At 68.4% G+C, this 16,478-nt stretch carries 14 protein-coding genes; 11 read left to right on the top strand and 3 right to left on the bottom strand.

The window, feature by feature from the left end; genetic code table 11:
• Positions 1–64 precede the first annotated feature (64 nt).
• On the top strand, positions 65–520 hold the full coding sequence (gene ruvX, locus G578_RS0100275; protein WP_028792550.1) for a Holliday junction resolvase RuvX: 456 nt from the start codon (positions 65–67) through the stop codon (positions 518–520).
• A complete protein-coding gene (locus G578_RS0100280; RefSeq protein ID WP_038012971.1) occupies positions 517–1,416 on the top strand; it encodes an AEC family transporter in 900 nt (299 codons plus the stop codon). Before ruvX ends, G578_RS0100280 begins: the two co-directional genes overlap by 4 nt.
• A 6-nt stretch (positions 1,417–1,422) precedes the next feature.
• On the opposite strand, the gene G578_RS0100285 is transcribed toward G578_RS0100280, so the two are convergent.
• Positions 1,423–1,821 carry an MAPEG family protein gene (locus G578_RS0100285; RefSeq protein WP_038012973.1) on the bottom strand — a complete coding sequence of 133 codons (399 nt, stop codon included), beginning with the start codon at positions 1,819–1,821 and terminating at the stop codon, positions 1,423–1,425.
• Between the two features lie 155 nt (positions 1,822–1,976).
• On the opposite strand from G578_RS0100285, the gene G578_RS0100290 reads away from it, so the two are divergent.
• The 9 genes from G578_RS0100290 to rpmG all read left to right on the top strand — a co-directional run bounded on the left by G578_RS0100290 (position 1,977) and on the right by rpmG (position 14,504).
• On the top strand, positions 1,977–3,230 hold the full coding sequence (locus G578_RS0100290) for a CaiB/BaiF CoA transferase family protein (RefSeq protein WP_245565530.1): 1,254 nt from the start codon (positions 1,977–1,979) through the stop codon (positions 3,228–3,230).
• Between the two features lie 67 nt (positions 3,231–3,297).
• Complete coding sequence (locus G578_RS0100295; RefSeq protein WP_028792554.1) at positions 3,298–4,296, top strand: aspartate carbamoyltransferase catalytic subunit; 999 nt, start codon at positions 3,298–3,300, stop codon at positions 4,294–4,296.
• Entirely contained in the window at positions 4,293–5,627 is a 1,335-nt protein-coding gene (locus G578_RS23945) for a dihydroorotase (protein WP_051243404.1), read from the top strand. Before G578_RS0100295 ends, G578_RS23945 begins: the two co-directional genes overlap by 4 nt.
• Positions 5,620–6,237 carry a glycerol-3-phosphate 1-O-acyltransferase PlsY gene (gene plsY, locus G578_RS0100305; RefSeq protein WP_028792555.1) on the top strand — a complete coding sequence of 206 codons (618 nt, stop codon included), beginning with the start codon at positions 5,620–5,622 and terminating at the stop codon, positions 6,235–6,237. Before G578_RS23945 ends, plsY begins: the two co-directional genes overlap by 8 nt.
• Positions 6,238–6,349: 112 nt before the next feature.
• Positions 6,350–7,519: a DNA-processing protein DprA gene (dprA, locus tag G578_RS0100310; RefSeq protein WP_028792556.1), complete on the top strand. Its 1,170-nt coding sequence runs from the start codon at positions 6,350–6,352 to the stop codon at positions 7,517–7,519.
• 59 nt (positions 7,520–7,578) lie between these two features.
• Positions 7,579–10,308 carry a type I DNA topoisomerase gene (topA, locus tag G578_RS0100315; protein ID WP_028792557.1) on the top strand — a complete coding sequence of 910 codons (2,730 nt, stop codon included), beginning with the start codon at positions 7,579–7,581 and terminating at the stop codon, positions 10,306–10,308.
• An 11-nt stretch (positions 10,309–10,319) separates the two neighbouring features.
• Positions 10,320–12,551: a ribonuclease R gene (gene rnr / locus G578_RS0100320; protein WP_028792558.1), complete on the top strand. Its 2,232-nt coding sequence runs from the start codon at positions 10,320–10,322 to the stop codon at positions 12,549–12,551.
• 106 nt (positions 12,552–12,657) lie between these two features.
• A complete protein-coding gene (locus tag G578_RS23950) occupies positions 12,658–14,271 on the top strand; it encodes a S41 family peptidase (protein WP_051243407.1) in 1,614 nt (537 codons plus the stop codon).
• Positions 14,272–14,336: 65 nt separating this feature from the next.
• Positions 14,337–14,504, top strand: coding sequence for a 50S ribosomal protein L33 (rpmG, locus tag G578_RS0100330; RefSeq protein ID WP_028792559.1), 168 nt, complete (start codon positions 14,337–14,339; stop codon positions 14,502–14,504).
• A gap of 137 nt (positions 14,505–14,641) precedes the next feature.
• Here rpmG and G578_RS0100335 read toward each other — a convergent pair whose 3' ends face one another.
• Together G578_RS0100335 and G578_RS0100340 are read right to left on the bottom strand one after the other, a co-directional pair.
• Positions 14,642–16,045 (bottom strand): PleD family two-component system response regulator, encoded by a 1,404-nt coding sequence (locus G578_RS0100335; RefSeq protein ID WP_028792560.1) that lies wholly within the window; start codon positions 16,043–16,045, stop codon positions 14,642–14,644.
• A 6-nt stretch (positions 16,046–16,051) separates the two neighbouring features.
• On the bottom strand, positions 16,052–16,465 hold the full coding sequence (locus G578_RS0100340; RefSeq protein ID WP_051243410.1) for a response regulator: 414 nt from the start codon (positions 16,463–16,465) through the stop codon (positions 16,052–16,054).
• Between the last annotated feature and the right edge of the window lie 13 nt (positions 16,466–16,478).

A 16,478-nucleotide genomic window follows, 5' to 3' on the forward strand; every position in this document is an offset into this window, starting at 1 on the left:
ATTCTCAGGAGCGCGAAAAACGGCGGATTTCCGCCATTTGGAAGCGCGGAAGCTAGCACCGCCCATGCCCATCTGCAAGCCCGGCGACCTTGTTCGCCTTCTCGCCCCCGGCGCCCGCCTCATCGGCCTCGATTTCGGCTCGAAGACGATCGGTATCGCCATCTCAGACGCCGCCCTGCGGGTGGCCGCCCCGGTGACCACGATCCGGCGCAAGAAGTTCTCGGCCGATGCCGACGAACTGATCAAGATCGCCGAAGGCCGAGGTGTCGGCGGCTTCGTCGTCGGCCTGCCGCTGAACATGGACGGCACTGAGGGCCCGCGCTGTCAGTCGACCCGCGACCTGACCGAGGAACTGCTGAAACGCCACGACCTGCCGACCATCTTCCAGGACGAGCGCATGAGCAGCCAGGCGGTCGAGCGGGCGATGATCGCCGAGGACCTGAGCCGCAAGCGGCGCAGCGAATCGATCGACGCGGCGGCGGCCGCCTACATCCTGCAATCGGCGCTGGATGCGCTTTGAGTGCCCTGCTTCCGGTCTTCGGCCTGATCGTTCTCGGCGCGGTTCTGGCGCGGATCGGGCCGCTTTCGGATGACGGCTGGCGGGCGGTGGAGCAGCTCACCTACTGGCTGCTGCTGCCGGCCCTGCTGCTGCTGAAGCTCGGCGGCACCGATCTCTCCGACTACACCGTCGGCCCCATGGTGATCGCCATGGCCGGCGCGGTGATCATCGCCACCGCTTTCCTGCTGGCGATCTACCGGCTAACCGGCATCGGCGGCCCGGCCTATACCAGCGTCATCCAGGGGGCGATCCGGCAGAACACCTATATCGGCGTGGCCAGCGTCGGCGCGCTCTACGGACCTGCCGGCGAGGCGCTGGCCGCCGTCGGCATCGCCGCGGTGATCCCGCTGGTGAACTCCATCTCCATCTGGGTGCTGACCCGCATGGCCGGGCGCGAGCCGGTGACCGGGCTGCGGGTGTTCTGGGCGATGCTGAAGAACCCGATCTTCGTCGCCTGCATCCTCGGCATCGCGCTGAACGCCAGCGGCATCGGCCTTCATCCGATGATCGCCGAGGGTCTGGACAAGCTGGCCGGCGGAGCCCTGGCGCTCGGACTGCTGGCGGTCGGGGCGGGGCTGCGGTTCGCGGTGCTGAAGACCGGCTGGCCGGCGCTGCTGCTGTCGAACGCGGTGAAGCTGGTGGCGATCCCGGCGCTGACCCTGGCGCTCGCGGTGCCGCTCGGACTGACCGGCGTGCCGTTGGCGGTCGCGGTGCTGTTCAACGCGCTGCCGAGTTCCGCGTCGTCCTACGTCTTCGCCCGGCAGCTGGGCGGCGACCACGAGCTGATGGCGGCGATCCTGACAACCCAGGTGATCATGGCGGCGGTCACGCTGCCGGCGTTCCTGGCGCTGGTTTGATCCGCCCTAAAGCACCACGGAGGCGAGCATGATGACGGTCGCGAAGAAACCGACGGCCCAGGCGACCGTGCGAAGCCACGGAACGCCGAACCAGTAGAGCGGAACATAAACGACCCGCGCGACGATATAGGCGAGCGCGCAGGCTTCCGTCATCGCAGCGGACGTGCCGGAGAAGGTCACCGCCACGGCCGCCGCTGAGAACAGGACCAATCCCTCGATCTGGTTCTGGAAGGCCCGCTGCAGGCGGGCAGCCATTCCGGTTATCTGACGCGGCTCGTCCCGCGCCGACGCGAGATACTGCGGACCGAGCTGAAGGTTGGCATAGACGGCCAGCAGCACGAGCTGCCCGGCCGCCAGGAGGCCCGACCAAGCGAGAACCCGGATTTCAAAAGGAATGGTCTCCATGTTCCCCTCCAGTCTTCGCCCGGAACGAGCGGCCCCGACACCCCGGTCCCCACACCGAACCGAGGTGGACCGCTTCATTCTATGAAATGAGCCGACATTGCTCTGCAAGCAAGGCTGATCTAACCAATGCTCTCCGCTGACCGCCGAGGCCGACCATGACCGCTCCCGCTCCCGCAATGGCGCCGCCCGCCACCCCCATGGCACTCGACGGCATCCGCATCGTCGACGCCTCCCGCGTGCTGGCAGCCCCGATCGCGACCCAGACCCTGGGCGATCTCGGCGCCGACGTGATCAAGATCGAGCGGCCCGGCACCGGTGACGACATCCGGCGCTGGGGTCCGCCCTTCCTGAAGGACAGCGACGGCAACGACACCACCGAGAGCGCCTACTATCTCGGCACCAACCGGAACAAGCGCTCGATCACCCTGGATTTCACCCAGCCCGAAGGCCGCGAGATCCTGTTCAAGCTCCTGGAGAACGCCGACGTCTTCGTGGAGAACTACAAGGTCGGCGACCTCGCCCGCCACGGCCTCGCCTACGACCAGATCCGGGAGCGCTTTCCCCGCCTGATCTACGCCAGCGTCACCGGCTTCGGACAGACCGGCCCCTATGCTCCGCGCCCGGGCTACGACCTGCTGGCCCAGGCCATGGGCGGCATCATGAGCGTCACCGGGGACCCGACCGGCCAACCGACCAAGGTGGGCGTCGCCATCGCCGACATGATGACCGGCATGTATACCACCAGCGCCATCCTGGCCGCGCTGCGCCACCGGGATGCGACCGGCCGGGGCCAGCAGATCGACGCAGCATTGCTCGACACCCAGGTCGCCTGGCTTATGAACCAGGCGATGAACTATCTGGTCGGCGGCGTGGTGCCGGGACGACTCGGCAACGCCCATCCGAACGTCGCGCCCTACGAGGTGTTCGCCAGCGCCGACGGTTTCGTCATCGTCGGATGCGGCGCCGATCGCCAGTTCCATGCCTTCCTGCAGGTCGCCGGCCGGCCGGAACTGGCCGAGGACCCGCGCTTCGTCGACAACAGCGCGCGCCTCGCCAATATCGACGCGCTGCGCCAGGTGATGGGCGAGATCGTCGCCACCCGCACCACCGACGCGTGGGTTTCGGACCTGGAGGCGGTCAAGGTGCCCTGCGGCCCGGTGAACACCATCGACCGGGTCTTCGCCGACCCGCAGGTCCAGGCCCGCGGCATGGCGACCTCCATCCCCGGCCACGCCCTCAACCCGGAGGGCGTGCCGGCCGTCGCCTATCCGCTGAAGCTGTCGGAAACCCCCGCCACCTATCGCCGTCCGCCCCCGATTCTCGGCCAGCACACCGACGAGGTGCTGACCGGCGAGCTCGGACTCGACGCCGAGGCGGTCGCCAAGCTGCGGGCGGCAAAGGTGATCTGAGAGTCGCCGCCGGATTCTCTCGGGCGCGGTTGCCCGCGCGGCCAACGAGGCATATACAGCCCCTTTAATGACCGACGCCCTTTCCCAGCTCGCCACGCCGGCATCCGATGATGACGGCCGCGCGTACCCCCACCGTCACCTGCTCGGCATCGAGGGGCTGACCCGACCGGATATCGATCTTCTGCTCGACCGGTCGGAGCGCTTCGTCGCCCAGAACCGCCAGCTGGACAAGAAAGCGTCCAGCCTGCGCGGTCGCACGGTGATCAACCTGTTCTTCGAGAACTCCACCCGAACCCGCACGAGCTTCGAGCTGGCCGGCAAGCGACTCGGCGGCGACGTGATCAACATGTCCGTCAGCACCTCGTCGATCAAGAAAGGCGAAAGCCTGATCGACACCGCCATGACCCTGAACGCCATGCACCCCGACGCCCTGGTGGTCCGCCATTCGGACTCGGGGGCCGTACACCTGCTGGCGGAGAAGGTGAACTGCTCGGTGATCAATGCCGGCGACGGCAGCCATGAGCACCCGACCCAGGCGCTGCTCGACGCGCTGACCATCCGCCGGCGCAAGGGGCACCTGGAAGGGCTGGAGGTCGCGATCTGCGGCGACGTCGCCCACAGCCGGGTGGCGCGCTCCAACATCCACCTGCTGTCGATCATGGGCGCCCGGGTGCGGCTCGTCGCGCCGCCGACCCTGCTGCCCAGCGGCATCGAGCGCATGGGCGTGGAGATCCACCACGACATGGAACGCGGCATCGCCGGCTGCGACATCGTCATGATGCTGCGGCTGCAGACCGAGCGGATGCGCGGCTCCTTCGTGCCGTCGGTGCGCGAGTATTTCCGCTATTTCGGCCTCGACGTGGACAAGCTCCAGGCCGCCAAGCCGGACGCGCTGATCATGCATCCGGGGCCGATGAACCGTGGGGTGGAGATCGACAGCCTCGTGGCCGACGACATCGACCGCTCGCTGATCCGCGAGCAGGTGGAGATGGGCGTCGCCGTGCGCATGGCGATCCTCGACATCCTCGTCAGCAACCAGACCGAACCCTGGGCGAAGAACCAATGAGGCCGACCCTCTACAAGAACGCCCGCCTGCTGGATCCGGCCAGCGGTCTCGACGCCAAAGGCGCGCTGCTGACCCGCGACGGCAAGATCGTCGAGGTCGGCCCGCAGGTCTTCGTCGACGCCATCCAGGAAGACGTGGAGGTGGTCGACTGCGCCGGCCGCTGCCTGGCGCCGGGCCTGGTCGACATGCGCGTCCAGGTCCGCGAGCCGGGCGACGAGCATATGGAGACCCTCGCCTCGGCCCAGAAGGCGGCGGTCGCCGGCGGTGTCACCACCTTCGCCACCCTGCCGAACACTAACCCGATCATCGACGACGTGTCGCTGCTGGAGTTCGTCGAGCGCCGGGCGCTGGAGGTCGGGCTGGCCAACGTCCATCCCTATGCCGCCGCCACCAAGGGGCTGCGCGGCCAGGAGATGACCGAGTTCGGCATGCTGGCCGACAGCGGGGCCGTCGCCTTCACCGACGGCGAGCACGCCATCGCCGACGCGCTGGTCATGCGCAGGGCGCTGTCCTACGCCAGCATCTTCAAGCGCACCATCGTCCAGCATCCCGAGGATCCGGCCCTGGCCCGCGAGGGCTCGGCCAACGAGGGCGAGACCGCGACCCGCCTGGGCCTGGCCGGCATCCCGGCGGTGGCCGAGGTGATGATGGTGGAGCGCGACCTGCGGCTGGTTGAACTCACCGGCGGCAGCTACCACGCCGCCCATCTGTCCACCGGGGCCGCCATCGACGCGATCCGTCAGGCGAAGAAGCGCGGCCTGCCGGTGACCTGCGACACCGCCCCGCCCTATTTCGCGCTGAACGAGGGCGCGGTGGTCGACTACCGCACCTTCGCCCGGCTCTCCCCGCCGCTGCGCAGCGAGCAGGACCGGCTGGCCGTGGTCGCCGGGGTGGCCGACGGCACGATCGACGCCATCGCCAGCGACCATGCCCCGCACGACCAGGACAGCAAGCGCGTGCCCTTCGCCCAGGCTCAGCCGGGCGGCGTCGGGCTGGAGACGCTGCTGGCGATCAGCCTGGAACTGGTCCATACCGAGGCGATGAGCCTGCTCGACCTGCTGCACCGGCTCACGGTGGCGCCGGCGCGCATCCTCGGCCTGCCCTACGGCACGCTGGCGGTCGGCGGCGACGCCGATCTGGTGATCTTCGATCTGAACCGGGCCGGCAAGGTTGAGCCGGAGCGTTTCGCCTCGAAATCGCGCAACACGCCGTTCGACGGCCGGCCCATCGAGGGCCGTGTCTGGCGCACGGTCTATCGCGGCACGACCGTTTATGATGTAGAGACCGAGACACCACCTCCGATACGACGCAGGGCTTTCGTCGATGCCTGATCCGCTGGGACCGTTCGAATACACGTGGCCGTTCTATGCCGGCTTCCTGCTCGCCTACCTGGTGGGATCCATCCCGTTCGGGCTGTTGCTCACCCGGTTCGCCGGGCTGGGGGACATCCGGGCCATCGGCTCGCGCAACATCGGCGCCACCAACGTGCTGCGCACCGGCCGCAAGGGTCTGGCCGCCGCGACCCTGCTGCTGGACGGCGGCAAGGGGATCGTGGCCGTCGCCGTCGGCTGGCAGTTCGGAACGGACATGGCCGTGCTGGCGGCGGTCGGCGTCGTGCTCGGGCACTGCTTCCCGGTCTGGCTTAAGTTCAAAGGCGGCAAGGGCGTGGCCACCGCCATCGGCGTCTGGCTGGCGCTGGTGCCGAATGTCGGCGTGGTGGTCTGCGGCCTGTGGCTCGCTATCGCCTTCGTGTTCCGCTACTCCTCGGTCGCCGCCCTGGTGGCGATGGCGGTCGCACCGTTCCTCGCCTGGCACCTGGAAGGCCCGCAGATCGCCCAGGCCGGGGGCGCGATCGCCGCGATCATCTGGCTGCGCCACTACCAGAACATCCGCCGCCTGCTGAAGGGCGAAGAGAGCAAGATCAGCTTCCGCAAGAAGTGAAACCGCGAAAGCGGTTTCGTCTGCCGTAGCTCGTTTCGATTTAGCATCGACAGCGAAACGGCCCCCGGCCCTCCCATAGCCTCGGCGACCTTTATCGCCAGGGAGCCGGCCGATGTCCTCCGCCACCGCACGCGACACCGCACCCGCCCGCCTCGCCGACCGGGAGCGGATCGCCCGGCTGCGCCTGATCCGCACCGAGAATGTCGGCCCGATCACCTTCCGCCAGCTGCTCGAGCGGTTCGGCAGTGCGGAGAAGGCGATTGCCGCCCTGCCCGAACTGGCACGGCGCGGCGGCCGTCGCCACCCGCTGCGGGTGCCCTCCGTCGCCGCGGCCGAGCGCGAGCTGGAGGACACAGCCCGTGTCGGCGCGGCCCTGGTGGTCTACGGCGACCCGGCCTATCCCCCCGCCCTGGCGGCGGTCGAGGACGCCCCCGGCGCCTTCTCCCTGATCGGCCATGCCCACCTGCTGGCCGCGCGCGCGGTGGCGATCGTCGGCGCCCGCAACGCCTCGATGAACGGCCGCAAACTGGCCCATGTCCTGGCGCGCGAGATCGGCCTGGGCGGCTACGCGGTCGCCTCCGGTCTCGCCCGCGGTATCGACGGGTCCGCCCATGAGGGTGCGCTGGAGAGCGGGACGCTGGCGGTCGTCGCCGGCGGAATCGACGTGATCTACCCGCCGGAGCACACCGACCTGTTCCACCGCATCGCCGAGACCGGCGCCGTCATCGCCGAGCAGCCGGTCGGCACCACGCCCCAGGCCCGGCACTTCCCGTCGCGCAACCGCATCATCGCCGGGCTCAGTCTCGGCGTGCTGGTGGTCGAGGCGGCGAGCCGATCGGGCTCGCTGATCACCGCCCGCCGGGCGCTGGATCAGGGCCGCGAGGTCTTCGCGGTTCCCGGCTCCCCGCTCGACCCGCGATGCGGCGGAACCAACGGTCTGATCAAGGAGGGTGCCGCCTTTCTCGTCGAGTCCGCGTCCGACGTGCTGCGGATTCTGGACGGCTTGCCCCAGAGAAAATTGGGGGAACCGCAACGGCGCGATTGGGAGGGCTCCTATGACGGCGAAGCCCTTGATACGCCCACGATAGATGTGGACGAAACCGCCCGCCGTCGGGTCCTGGAAGCGCTGGGCTGCGAACCGGTCGCGGTTGACGAACTGATCCGCGGGTGCCAATTGTCGGCTCCGATCGTCGCGACGGTGCTTCTGGAAGCGGAGCTTGCGGGGCTTATTGACCGCCATCCCGGAAACCAGGTGTCGCGGCGAATGGACATACCGACCTGACCGCCCGGCCTTCCGTCGGCCGCCGTTCGGGCCGGATCCTGGGAAAGCGAACGGTACGTATGACCAAAGTCGTTGTCGTCGAGTCCCCGGCCAAGGCCAAAACCATCAACAAGTATCTCGGCAGCGACTATCACGTGCTGGCGAGCTACGGCCACATCCGGGACCTGCCCCCTAAGGACGGATCCGTCGATCCGGACCATGACTTCCAGATGCTGTGGCAGACCGACCAGCGTTCGGAGAAGCAGGTCAAGGCGATCGCCGACGCCGTGAAGGGTGCGGAACAGCTCATTCTGGCGACTGACCCCGACCGCGAGGGCGAGGCGATCAGCTGGCACATCCGCAACGTGCTGGACGAGCGCAAGGTCCTGAACGGCATCGACGTCAAGCGCGTGGCCTTCAACGCCATCACCAAGGATGCGGTGCTGGACGCCATCGCCCATCCGCGCGAGCTGGACCAGGATCTGATCGACGCCTATCTGGCGCGCCGGGCCCTGGACTATCTCGTCGGCTTCACCCTCTCGCCGGTGTTGTGGCGCAAGCTGCCGGGCGCCCGCTCGGCCGGCCGGGTGCAGTCCGTCGCCCTGCGGCTGGTCTGCGAGCGCGAGTCGGAAATCGAACGCTTCGTCGCCCAGGAATACTGGTCGGTGGAGGCGGTGTTCCGCACCGAGGAGCGCAAGACCTTCACCGCCCGGCTGACCCATCTGGACGGCAAGAAGCTCGACCGTCTGGACATCAAGTCCGAGGCCGAGGCCAAGGCCGCCGTCGCCGCCATCGAGGCCGGCACCTTCACCATCGGCTCGGTGGAGAAGAAGCGGGTCAAGCGCAACCCGGCCCCGCCCTTCACCACCTCGACCCTGCAGCAGGAGGCGTCGCGAAAGCTCGGCTTCGGCGCCACCCGCACCATGCAGCTCGCCCAGCGGCTCTACGAGGGTGTGGATATCGGCGGCGAGACCACTGGTCTCATCACCTATATGCGTACCGACGGCGTGCAGATGTCGCCGGAGGCGATCACCGACATCCGACGCTCGATCGGCGGCGAATACGGCGACCGCTATCTGCCGAACACGCCGCGGGTTTACACCACCAAGGCGAAGAACGCCCAGGAGGCGCACGAGGCGATCCGGCCGACCGACGTGACTCGCACGCCGGACATGCTGCGTTCCCGCCTCGATGCCGATCAGTGGAAGCTCTATTCGCTGATCTGGAAGCGCGCCGTGGCCAGCCAGATGGCCAGCGCCGAGCTCGACCAGACTACCATCGACGTGACCGACAAGGGCGGGCGCAGCGTGCTGCGGGCCACCGGCTCGGTCATCGCCTTCGACGGCTTCCTGAAGCTGTATCGCGAGGACCGCGACGACAGTGACGGGGCGGAGCTGAGCGACGACGAGAACGACAAGATCCTGCCCGCTGTCGCCGATGGCGACGCCGTCACCCGTCAGGAAGTGAAGCCGGAGCAGCACTTCACCCAGCCGCCGCCGCGCTATTCGGAAGCGAGCCTGGTGAAGAAGATGGAGGAGCTCGGCATCGGCCGGCCCTCGACCTATGCCAGTATCCTGCAGGTGCTGCAGGACCGCGAATACGTGCGTATCGACCGCCGTCGTTTCGTGCCGGAGGACCGCGGCCGTCTGGTCACCACTTTCCTGTCCAGCTTCTTCGAGCGCTACGTCCAGTACAACTTCACCGCCGATCTGGAGACCCAGCTCGACAACGTATCCGACGGGCAGATCGACTGGCGCCAGGTGCTGCGCGACTTCTGGTCGTCGTTCAAGGGATCGGTCGACGGCACCAAGGACCTGTCGATCGGCGACGTGATCGAGAAGCTCGACGCCGAGCTGGCCGACCACTTCTTCCCCAAGGGTCCGGACGGCCAGCCCGCCCGCGAATGCCCGAGCTGCGGCGAGGGCAACCTGTCCCTGCGCCTTGGCAAGTTCGGCGCCTTCATCGGCTGCTCGAACTATCCGAACTGCAAGTTTACCCGCCAACTCGGCGAGGCCGCCGGCGGCCGCCCGGTCGATGGCGAGGGCGAAGGCGGCGCGCTGCCTCGCGTGCTCGGCCAGGATCCGGCCACCGGCAAGGACGTCAGCCTGAAGAAGGGCCCCTACGGCGTCTATGTCCAGCTCGGCGAGCCGGAGGAAGGCTCCAAGGAGAAGCCCAAGCGGGCCTCGCTGCCCAAGCAGGTGTCGCCCGCCGATATCGACCTGGAGAAGGGTCTCGCCCTGCTCTCCCTGCCCCGCCCGGTCGGCGACCATCCGGAGACCAAGGACCTGATCGAGGCCGGCATCGGCCGCTACGGTCCTTACCTGAAATACGCCGGCAGCTATGTCAGCCTGCCCGGCGACGACACGGTGCTGACCATCGGCCTGAACCACGCGGTGCAGCTCATCGCCGAGAAGGGCTCGAAGAAGAAGCCGGGCCGCCCGCTGGGCGATCACCCGGTCGACGGCAAGCCGGTGACGGTCCAGGCCGGCCGCTACGGCCCCTACGCCCAGCACGGCTCCCTGCGCGCCACCCTGCCCAAGGGCGAGGAGATGGAGGAGATCAGCCTGGAGCGGGCGATCGAACTGCTGAATGCCAAGGCCGAGAAGAGCGGCAAGGGCGCGCCGAAGAAGGCGGCCAAGAAGCCTGCCGCAAAGAAAGCCGCGGCGAAAAAGACGGACGCCAAGGCTGGCGAAGCCGAGAAGCCCGCGGCGAAAAAGGCCGCGCCGAAGAAGAAGGCCGCGACCAAGAAGGCGCCGGCCAAGTCTAAGAAAGCCGCCGACGGTGACACCGCCGGCACGACGGGAAGCTGAGCGCCGACAACGTGGCCCGTCCCCCCGCCCAGCTTCCCACCCGTGAGCAGATCCTCGCCTTCGTCGAGGACAGCCCCACCCCGGTCGGCCGCCGCGAGATCGCCCGCGCGTTCGACGTGAAGGGGCCGATGCGCGCGGAGCTGCGCGGGCTGCTGAAGGAGATGGCCGAGGCCGGCGACCTGGACATGGGCCGCAAGCGCAAGGTGGCACCGCCGGGCGCTCTGCCGGAAGTGACCGTGCTTGAGGTCACCGGCACCGACAAGGACGGCGAGGTCATGGCCCGCGCCGTCGGCCGCGAGGCCGAGGAGCCGGCGCCGCGCATCCACATCCTGCCCGACCGCCGCTCCGGCCCCATGGGTTCCGGCGACCGCGCCCTGTGCCGCCTGGAGCGCGCCGGCGAGAGCTTCTACATCGCCCGGGTGATCCGCCGCTTGGGCCGCACCGCCGCGCGCACCTTCGGCGTGTTCGAGAAGACCGCCGATGGCGGCCGGGTCCGCCCGACCGACAAGAAGGCGAAGTCGGAGATCCGCATTCCCAAGGGCGACGAGAAGGAAGCCGTCACCGGCGACCTGGTCACCGTGGAGATCATGCCCAAAGGGCGGCTCGGCCTGCCGGTCGGCCGGGTGATCGAGCGTTTCGCCGGCGCCGCCGACCCGCGCTCCTTCAGCCGCATTGCCATTCACGAGCAGGAGATCCCCGACGTCTTCCCCGAGGCGGCGGAGGCCCTGGCGGAGAAGGCGAAGCCGGTGTCGCTGGGCAAGCGCACCGACCTGCGTGCGCTTCCGCTTGTGACCATCGACGGCATCGACGCCCGGGATTTCGACGACGCCGTGTTCGCCGAGGCAGACGAGGATCCGGCCAATCCCGGCGGCTTCCGACTGCTGGTGGCCATCGCCGACGTGGCCCATTACGTGCGCCCCGGCGACGCGTTGGACCGCGAGGCGTTGAAGCGCGGCAACTCGGTCTATTTCCCCGACCGGGTCGTGCCGATGCTGCCCGAGGCCCTGTCCAACGGGCTGTGCTCGCTGCGCCCCGACGAGGACCGCGCCTGCCTGGCCGTCGAGATCGTCATCGATTCCGAAGGCAACAAGCGCCGCCACAAGTTCATGCGCGGGCTGATGCGCTCCCAGGCCCGCCTCACCTACCGCCAGGTCCAGCAGGCCCGCGACGGCGGCAGCACCGAAGGCATCCCCGACGGCATCCTGGAGCCGCTCTACGGCGCCTTCGCCGCCCTGCGCAAGGCGCGCACGGAGCGCGGCGCGCTGGACATCGAGCTACCGGAGAAGCGGGTGATCCTGGACGAGTCCGGCAACATCACCGAGATCGGCATCCGCGAGCGTCTCGACGCCCATATGCTGATCGAGGAGTTCATGGTCTTGGCCAATGTCTGCGCGGCGGAGACCCTGGAGGACCGGCGCCAGCCCTGCATGTACCGGGTGCACGAGACCCCGGACCCGGAGAAGGTCGCCGCCCTGTCCGAGGTGCTGGACGGGCTCGGCATCGCCTTCGCCAAGGGCCAGGTGGTACGCCCGAAGACCTTCAACGGCGTGCTCGCCAAGGTGAAGGGCGAGCCGCATGAGCGCATGGTCAACGAACTGGTCCTGCGCTCCCAGTCCCAGGCGGTCTACGCACCGGAGAACCTGGGCCATTTCGGTCTGGCGCTGACCAAATACGCCCATTTCACCTCGCCGATCCGGCGCTATTCCGACCTGCTGGTGCACCGCGCGCTGATCCGCGGCCTGAAATTCGGCGAGGACGGGCTACGGGCCGAGGACGACAGCGAGTTCCAGGAATGGGGCGAGCACATCTCCATGACCGAGCGCCGGGCCGCCGTGGCCGAGCGCACGACCATGGACCGCTACCTCGCCCGCCACCTGGCCGACCGGGTCGGCGGGATCTTTCCCGGCCGGATCAACGGCGTGACCAAGTTCGGCGTCTTCGTCACCCTGGACGAGACCGGGGCCGACGGGCTGGTGCCGATCCGCTCCCTGCCGGACGACTATTACGACCATGACGACGTGCACCACACGCTCACCGGCCGCTCGCATGGCTGGATCTTCCGCCTGGGCGACCGGGTGGAGGTGCGGCTGGTCGATGCCGACGCGGCGTCGGGCGGGATCGTGGTGGAGATCGTGTCGGGCGGCGAACAGGGCACGGCGCCGCGCGGCGGGCGGCGTCACGGCGGTCCCAAGCGGCGCCCGCAGGCGCGCGGACGCCCGCCCAAGGGACGCAAGCGGCGGTGATAGCGCCCGCGCGGTCCGGTGGTGGCGATTGATTCACCCCCGGATTTGCAGCATTGTTGATGCATCGCGGAATACGAATTCCAAGCGCCATGTCGAGTGCCCGTGAATGTCACAGCCTGGTCGGTTCTCGCCGTTCAAACCGTTCCCGTCGGTCGCCCTTCGGCGCCTAGGTTTCGCCGGCCTCGCCCTGCTGCTGCTCGGCTCCTGCACGGGCTCGCGGCCGCAATCCGGTGGTCCGACCTCCTTCGCCATGGATACCGGCGCGGAGGCCTTCTCGATCGGCTATGAGGGCATCGCCGACCTGTATGTGGAGCCGGTGCCGACCCAGTCCCTGGCCCTGGCGGCACTGGACGGCGTCGCCGCCCTGGACCCGGCCATCGACTTCGTGCGGCGTGGCGACTCGCTGATCGTCACCGAAACCGGCACCCCCTTCGCCAAATTCACCGTGCCGGCGGATGACAGCCCGACCCACTGGGCCCGGCTGACCGCCGCAGCGATCGAGGCGGCGCGCAAGCGCTCCGCGGTTCTGGCGGATACCGCCGCCGACCGGCTCTACGAAGTCGCCTTCGACGCCATCACCGGCAAGCTCGACCGGTTCTCGCGCTACCACAACGCCGCCGAGACCCGGGCCGGGCGGGCCGCACGCAAGGGCTATACCGGCATCGGCGTCACCATCGGCGAGACCGACGGATCGGTCGTCGTCGCCTCGGTCTTCCACGGCTCGCCCGCCCATTCGGCCGGGCTGAAGGCCGGCGACCGATTCGTTTCGGTGGACGGCACGCCGGTCGCCGGCAAGGACATGGAGACGACCGCCAACCTGCTGCGCGGCGCCATCGGCACGACGGTGGCGATTCGCGTGGCCCGCGGCGGCGAGGCCAAGGACGTCACGATCCTGCGCCAACGGGTGATCGAGGACACCGTCCGGTTCGTGCCGATCGACGGCATTGCCTATTTCAACGTCAGCGGCTTCAACAGCGACACCGCCAACGCCCTGTCCCAGGCCCTGATCGAGGCCAAGGCGACGCTCGGCGAGGAACTGCCGGGCATCATCCTGGACCTGCGGCAGAATCGCGGCGGCACCCTGGACGAGGCGGTCGAGGTGGCCGACCTGTTCGTGGACAACGGCATCATCCTGGAGACCCAGGGCCGGCACAGCATGTCCCGGCACCGCTACGACGCCCAGTACGGCAACACCACGACCCTGGCCCCCATCGCCGTGCTGATCGACAGCGGCTCGGCCTCCGCCGCCGAGGTGGTGGCCGCCGCCCTGCAGGATTCAGGCCGCGCCCTGGTGATCGGCGCCCGCTCTTACGGCAAGGGCACGGTGCAGCGCGTAATCGACATTCCGCCGATCGCCAGCGAACTGATTCTCACCTGGGCGCGCATGCATGCGCCATCGGGCTACCCGCTCGCCGATTTCGGGGTGTTCCCGTCGATCTGCACGCCGGATTACGGCGACGACCCGGAGGTCAGCGCCGCCGCCCTCGAGTCGGGCGAGCTGCGGCTCAGCGAGACCATGCAGAAGCGGCTCTACGTGACCCGCATGGACGAGTCGGAGCGCCAGAAGCTGCTGGCCTGGTGCCATGCCGACCACCCGCCCTCGACCACCGACACTGACACACGGCTCGCCCTGCGCCTGCTGTCGGACCGCAAGCTTTTCCAACTCGCCTTCCACGCCTCCCGCGTGGCCCTGGGCGAGCGGCCGAAGGATCTGAACTAAGCACGCTTGACATGTGCGGCGCCGTAGCTATTTTGCGGCCTCCGCGAAGGCGAAGGAGATGAGAGATGGCGAAGCCCGCGACCGTTCTGATCAAGATGGTCAGCACCGCCGAGACTGGGTACTTCTACGTGACCAAGAAGAACCCGCGCACCAAGACCGAGAAGCTCGAGCTGCGAAAGTACGACCCGGTCGCGCGCAAGCACGTCCTGTTCAAGGAAGCCAAGATCAAGTGATCCTGGCCACAGGCTGACGACCCCGAGGGTCGCCCGGTGGGCGGCCCTTTTGTTTTGTGCTGAGCCGTTCTGTTCAGGAGGACGGTGCTGCGCGGAGAGACTGTGTTGCGGCGGACGGCCCGGGCCGGTCCCGTCGGTCAGCTCACCGCGGTGACGTTTGCCGCCGACTCGTCCGTGGCCAGCACCACCCGGTCGCGGCCCTGGCGCTTGGCCTGGTACAGGGCATCGTCGGCCCGGCCGATCAGCTTGTCGATGCTGTCCTCGCCCACGGAATTCCTGAGGGCGCAGCCGATGCTGATGGTCACGCCCAGCTCGCGCCCGTCGTCCAGCCGCAGCGGCGTCGAGGCGATCACGTCGCGCAGCCGCTCGGCCACGACCATGGCGAAGGGCTCCGGCGTGTCCGGCATCACCACGACGAATTCCTCGCCGCCCAGGCGCGACACGAGATCGACATTGCGCACGCTGCTGCGCATCAGCTCGGTGATGTGCTGCAGCACCCGGTCGCCCGCCCCGTGGCCGTAGGTGTCGTTCACCAGCTTGAAGTGGTCCACGTCGATCACCAGCAGGGCCAGCGGCTTCTGGCGCTCGGCGGTGTCGTTCATCAGCCGGCCCAGATGGGTCAGCAGGTAGCGTCGGTTATACAGCCCGGTCAGGCTGTCGGTGAGCGCCAGGGCGAGACTCTGCTCGTAGGTCTCGCGCATCCGCTCCTGATAGCGGCGCCGGCGGATCTGCGTGCGCACGCGCGCCAGCATCTCGTTCCGGTCGATCGGCTTCATCAGGTAGTCGTTCACCCCGAGATCCAGCGCCTTGGCCAGTTTCTCGGTCTGGTCCTCCTCGCCGACCATCAGGATGGGGATGTGCCGGGTCGCCTCGGCGGCGCGGAACTGGGAGACCAGCCGCAGGGCGTCGTCGCCGGCCAGGTTCAGGCTGCAGATCACCAGGTCGAACTCGGCGGCCGAAGCGCGGGCGAAGCCGGTGGCACCGTCGGCCGCCTGCTCCACCGTGTCGCCGTCCACGGCCAGGCTCTCGCGCAGGTTCATGGCGTCGATGCGGTTGTCCTCGATGGTCAGGACCCGGGCCTTGGTGACGTCGATCTCGGTCATCGCCCGGGGTTCCTGCATCCCGAGCTGGGACGAGGTCTCCACCCGCAGACGCCACTCGTCCATCATCATCTTCAGCCGCAGCAGCGAGCGCACCCGGGCGAACAGGGCGGCATCCACCACCGGCTTGGTCAGGAAGTCGTCGGCGCCGGCCTCGATCCCCCGCACCCGGTCCGACACGTCGGACAGGGCGGTGACCATGACCACCGGCAGGTGGGTGGTACGCGGATCGGCCTTGATCCGGCGGCACACCTCGAACCCGTCCATCCCCGGCATCATGACGTCCAGAAGGACGATGTCGGGGATCTCGCGCTCGATCATCTCGAGCGCCTCTGGGCCGTTATAGGCCGAAAGGACGTCGAAATACTCCGCCGTCAGCTTCGCTTCGAGCAGCTTGACGTTCGGCAGCACATCGTCAACGACGAGGACGCGGCCCGGCATGGCGCTCTATCCCAGGAACTTTTTTACGGTATCCAGGAAGTGCCCGACCGAGATCGGCTTGGCGATATACGCCTCGCATCCACCTTCCCGGATCTTCTCCTCGTCACCCTTCATCGCGAAAGCGGTCACGGCGATCACCGGAATTGACTTCAGGCGATCGTCCTCCTTGATCCACTTGGTCACTTCCAGGCCCGAGACCTCGGGCAGCTGGATGTCCATGAGGATCAGATCGGGACGCTTGTCGCGCGCAAGACGCAGGGCGTCCATCCCGTCCCGCGTGCAGATGATGTCGTACCCATGAGCCTCGAGCAGATCATGGAAGAGCTTCATGTTGAGCTCATTGTCCTCGACAATGAGGACGGTCTTCGGCGTGGACGATGCCGGTCCCGAGTTTCCGTTCTGTGTCTCGACCGAGGTCATGCCCTCATCCACC

It is taken from the genome of Thalassobaculum salexigens DSM 19539 (assembly GCF_000423805.1).
Lineage (GTDB): Bacteria > Pseudomonadota > Alphaproteobacteria > Thalassobaculales > Thalassobaculaceae > Thalassobaculum > Thalassobaculum litoreum.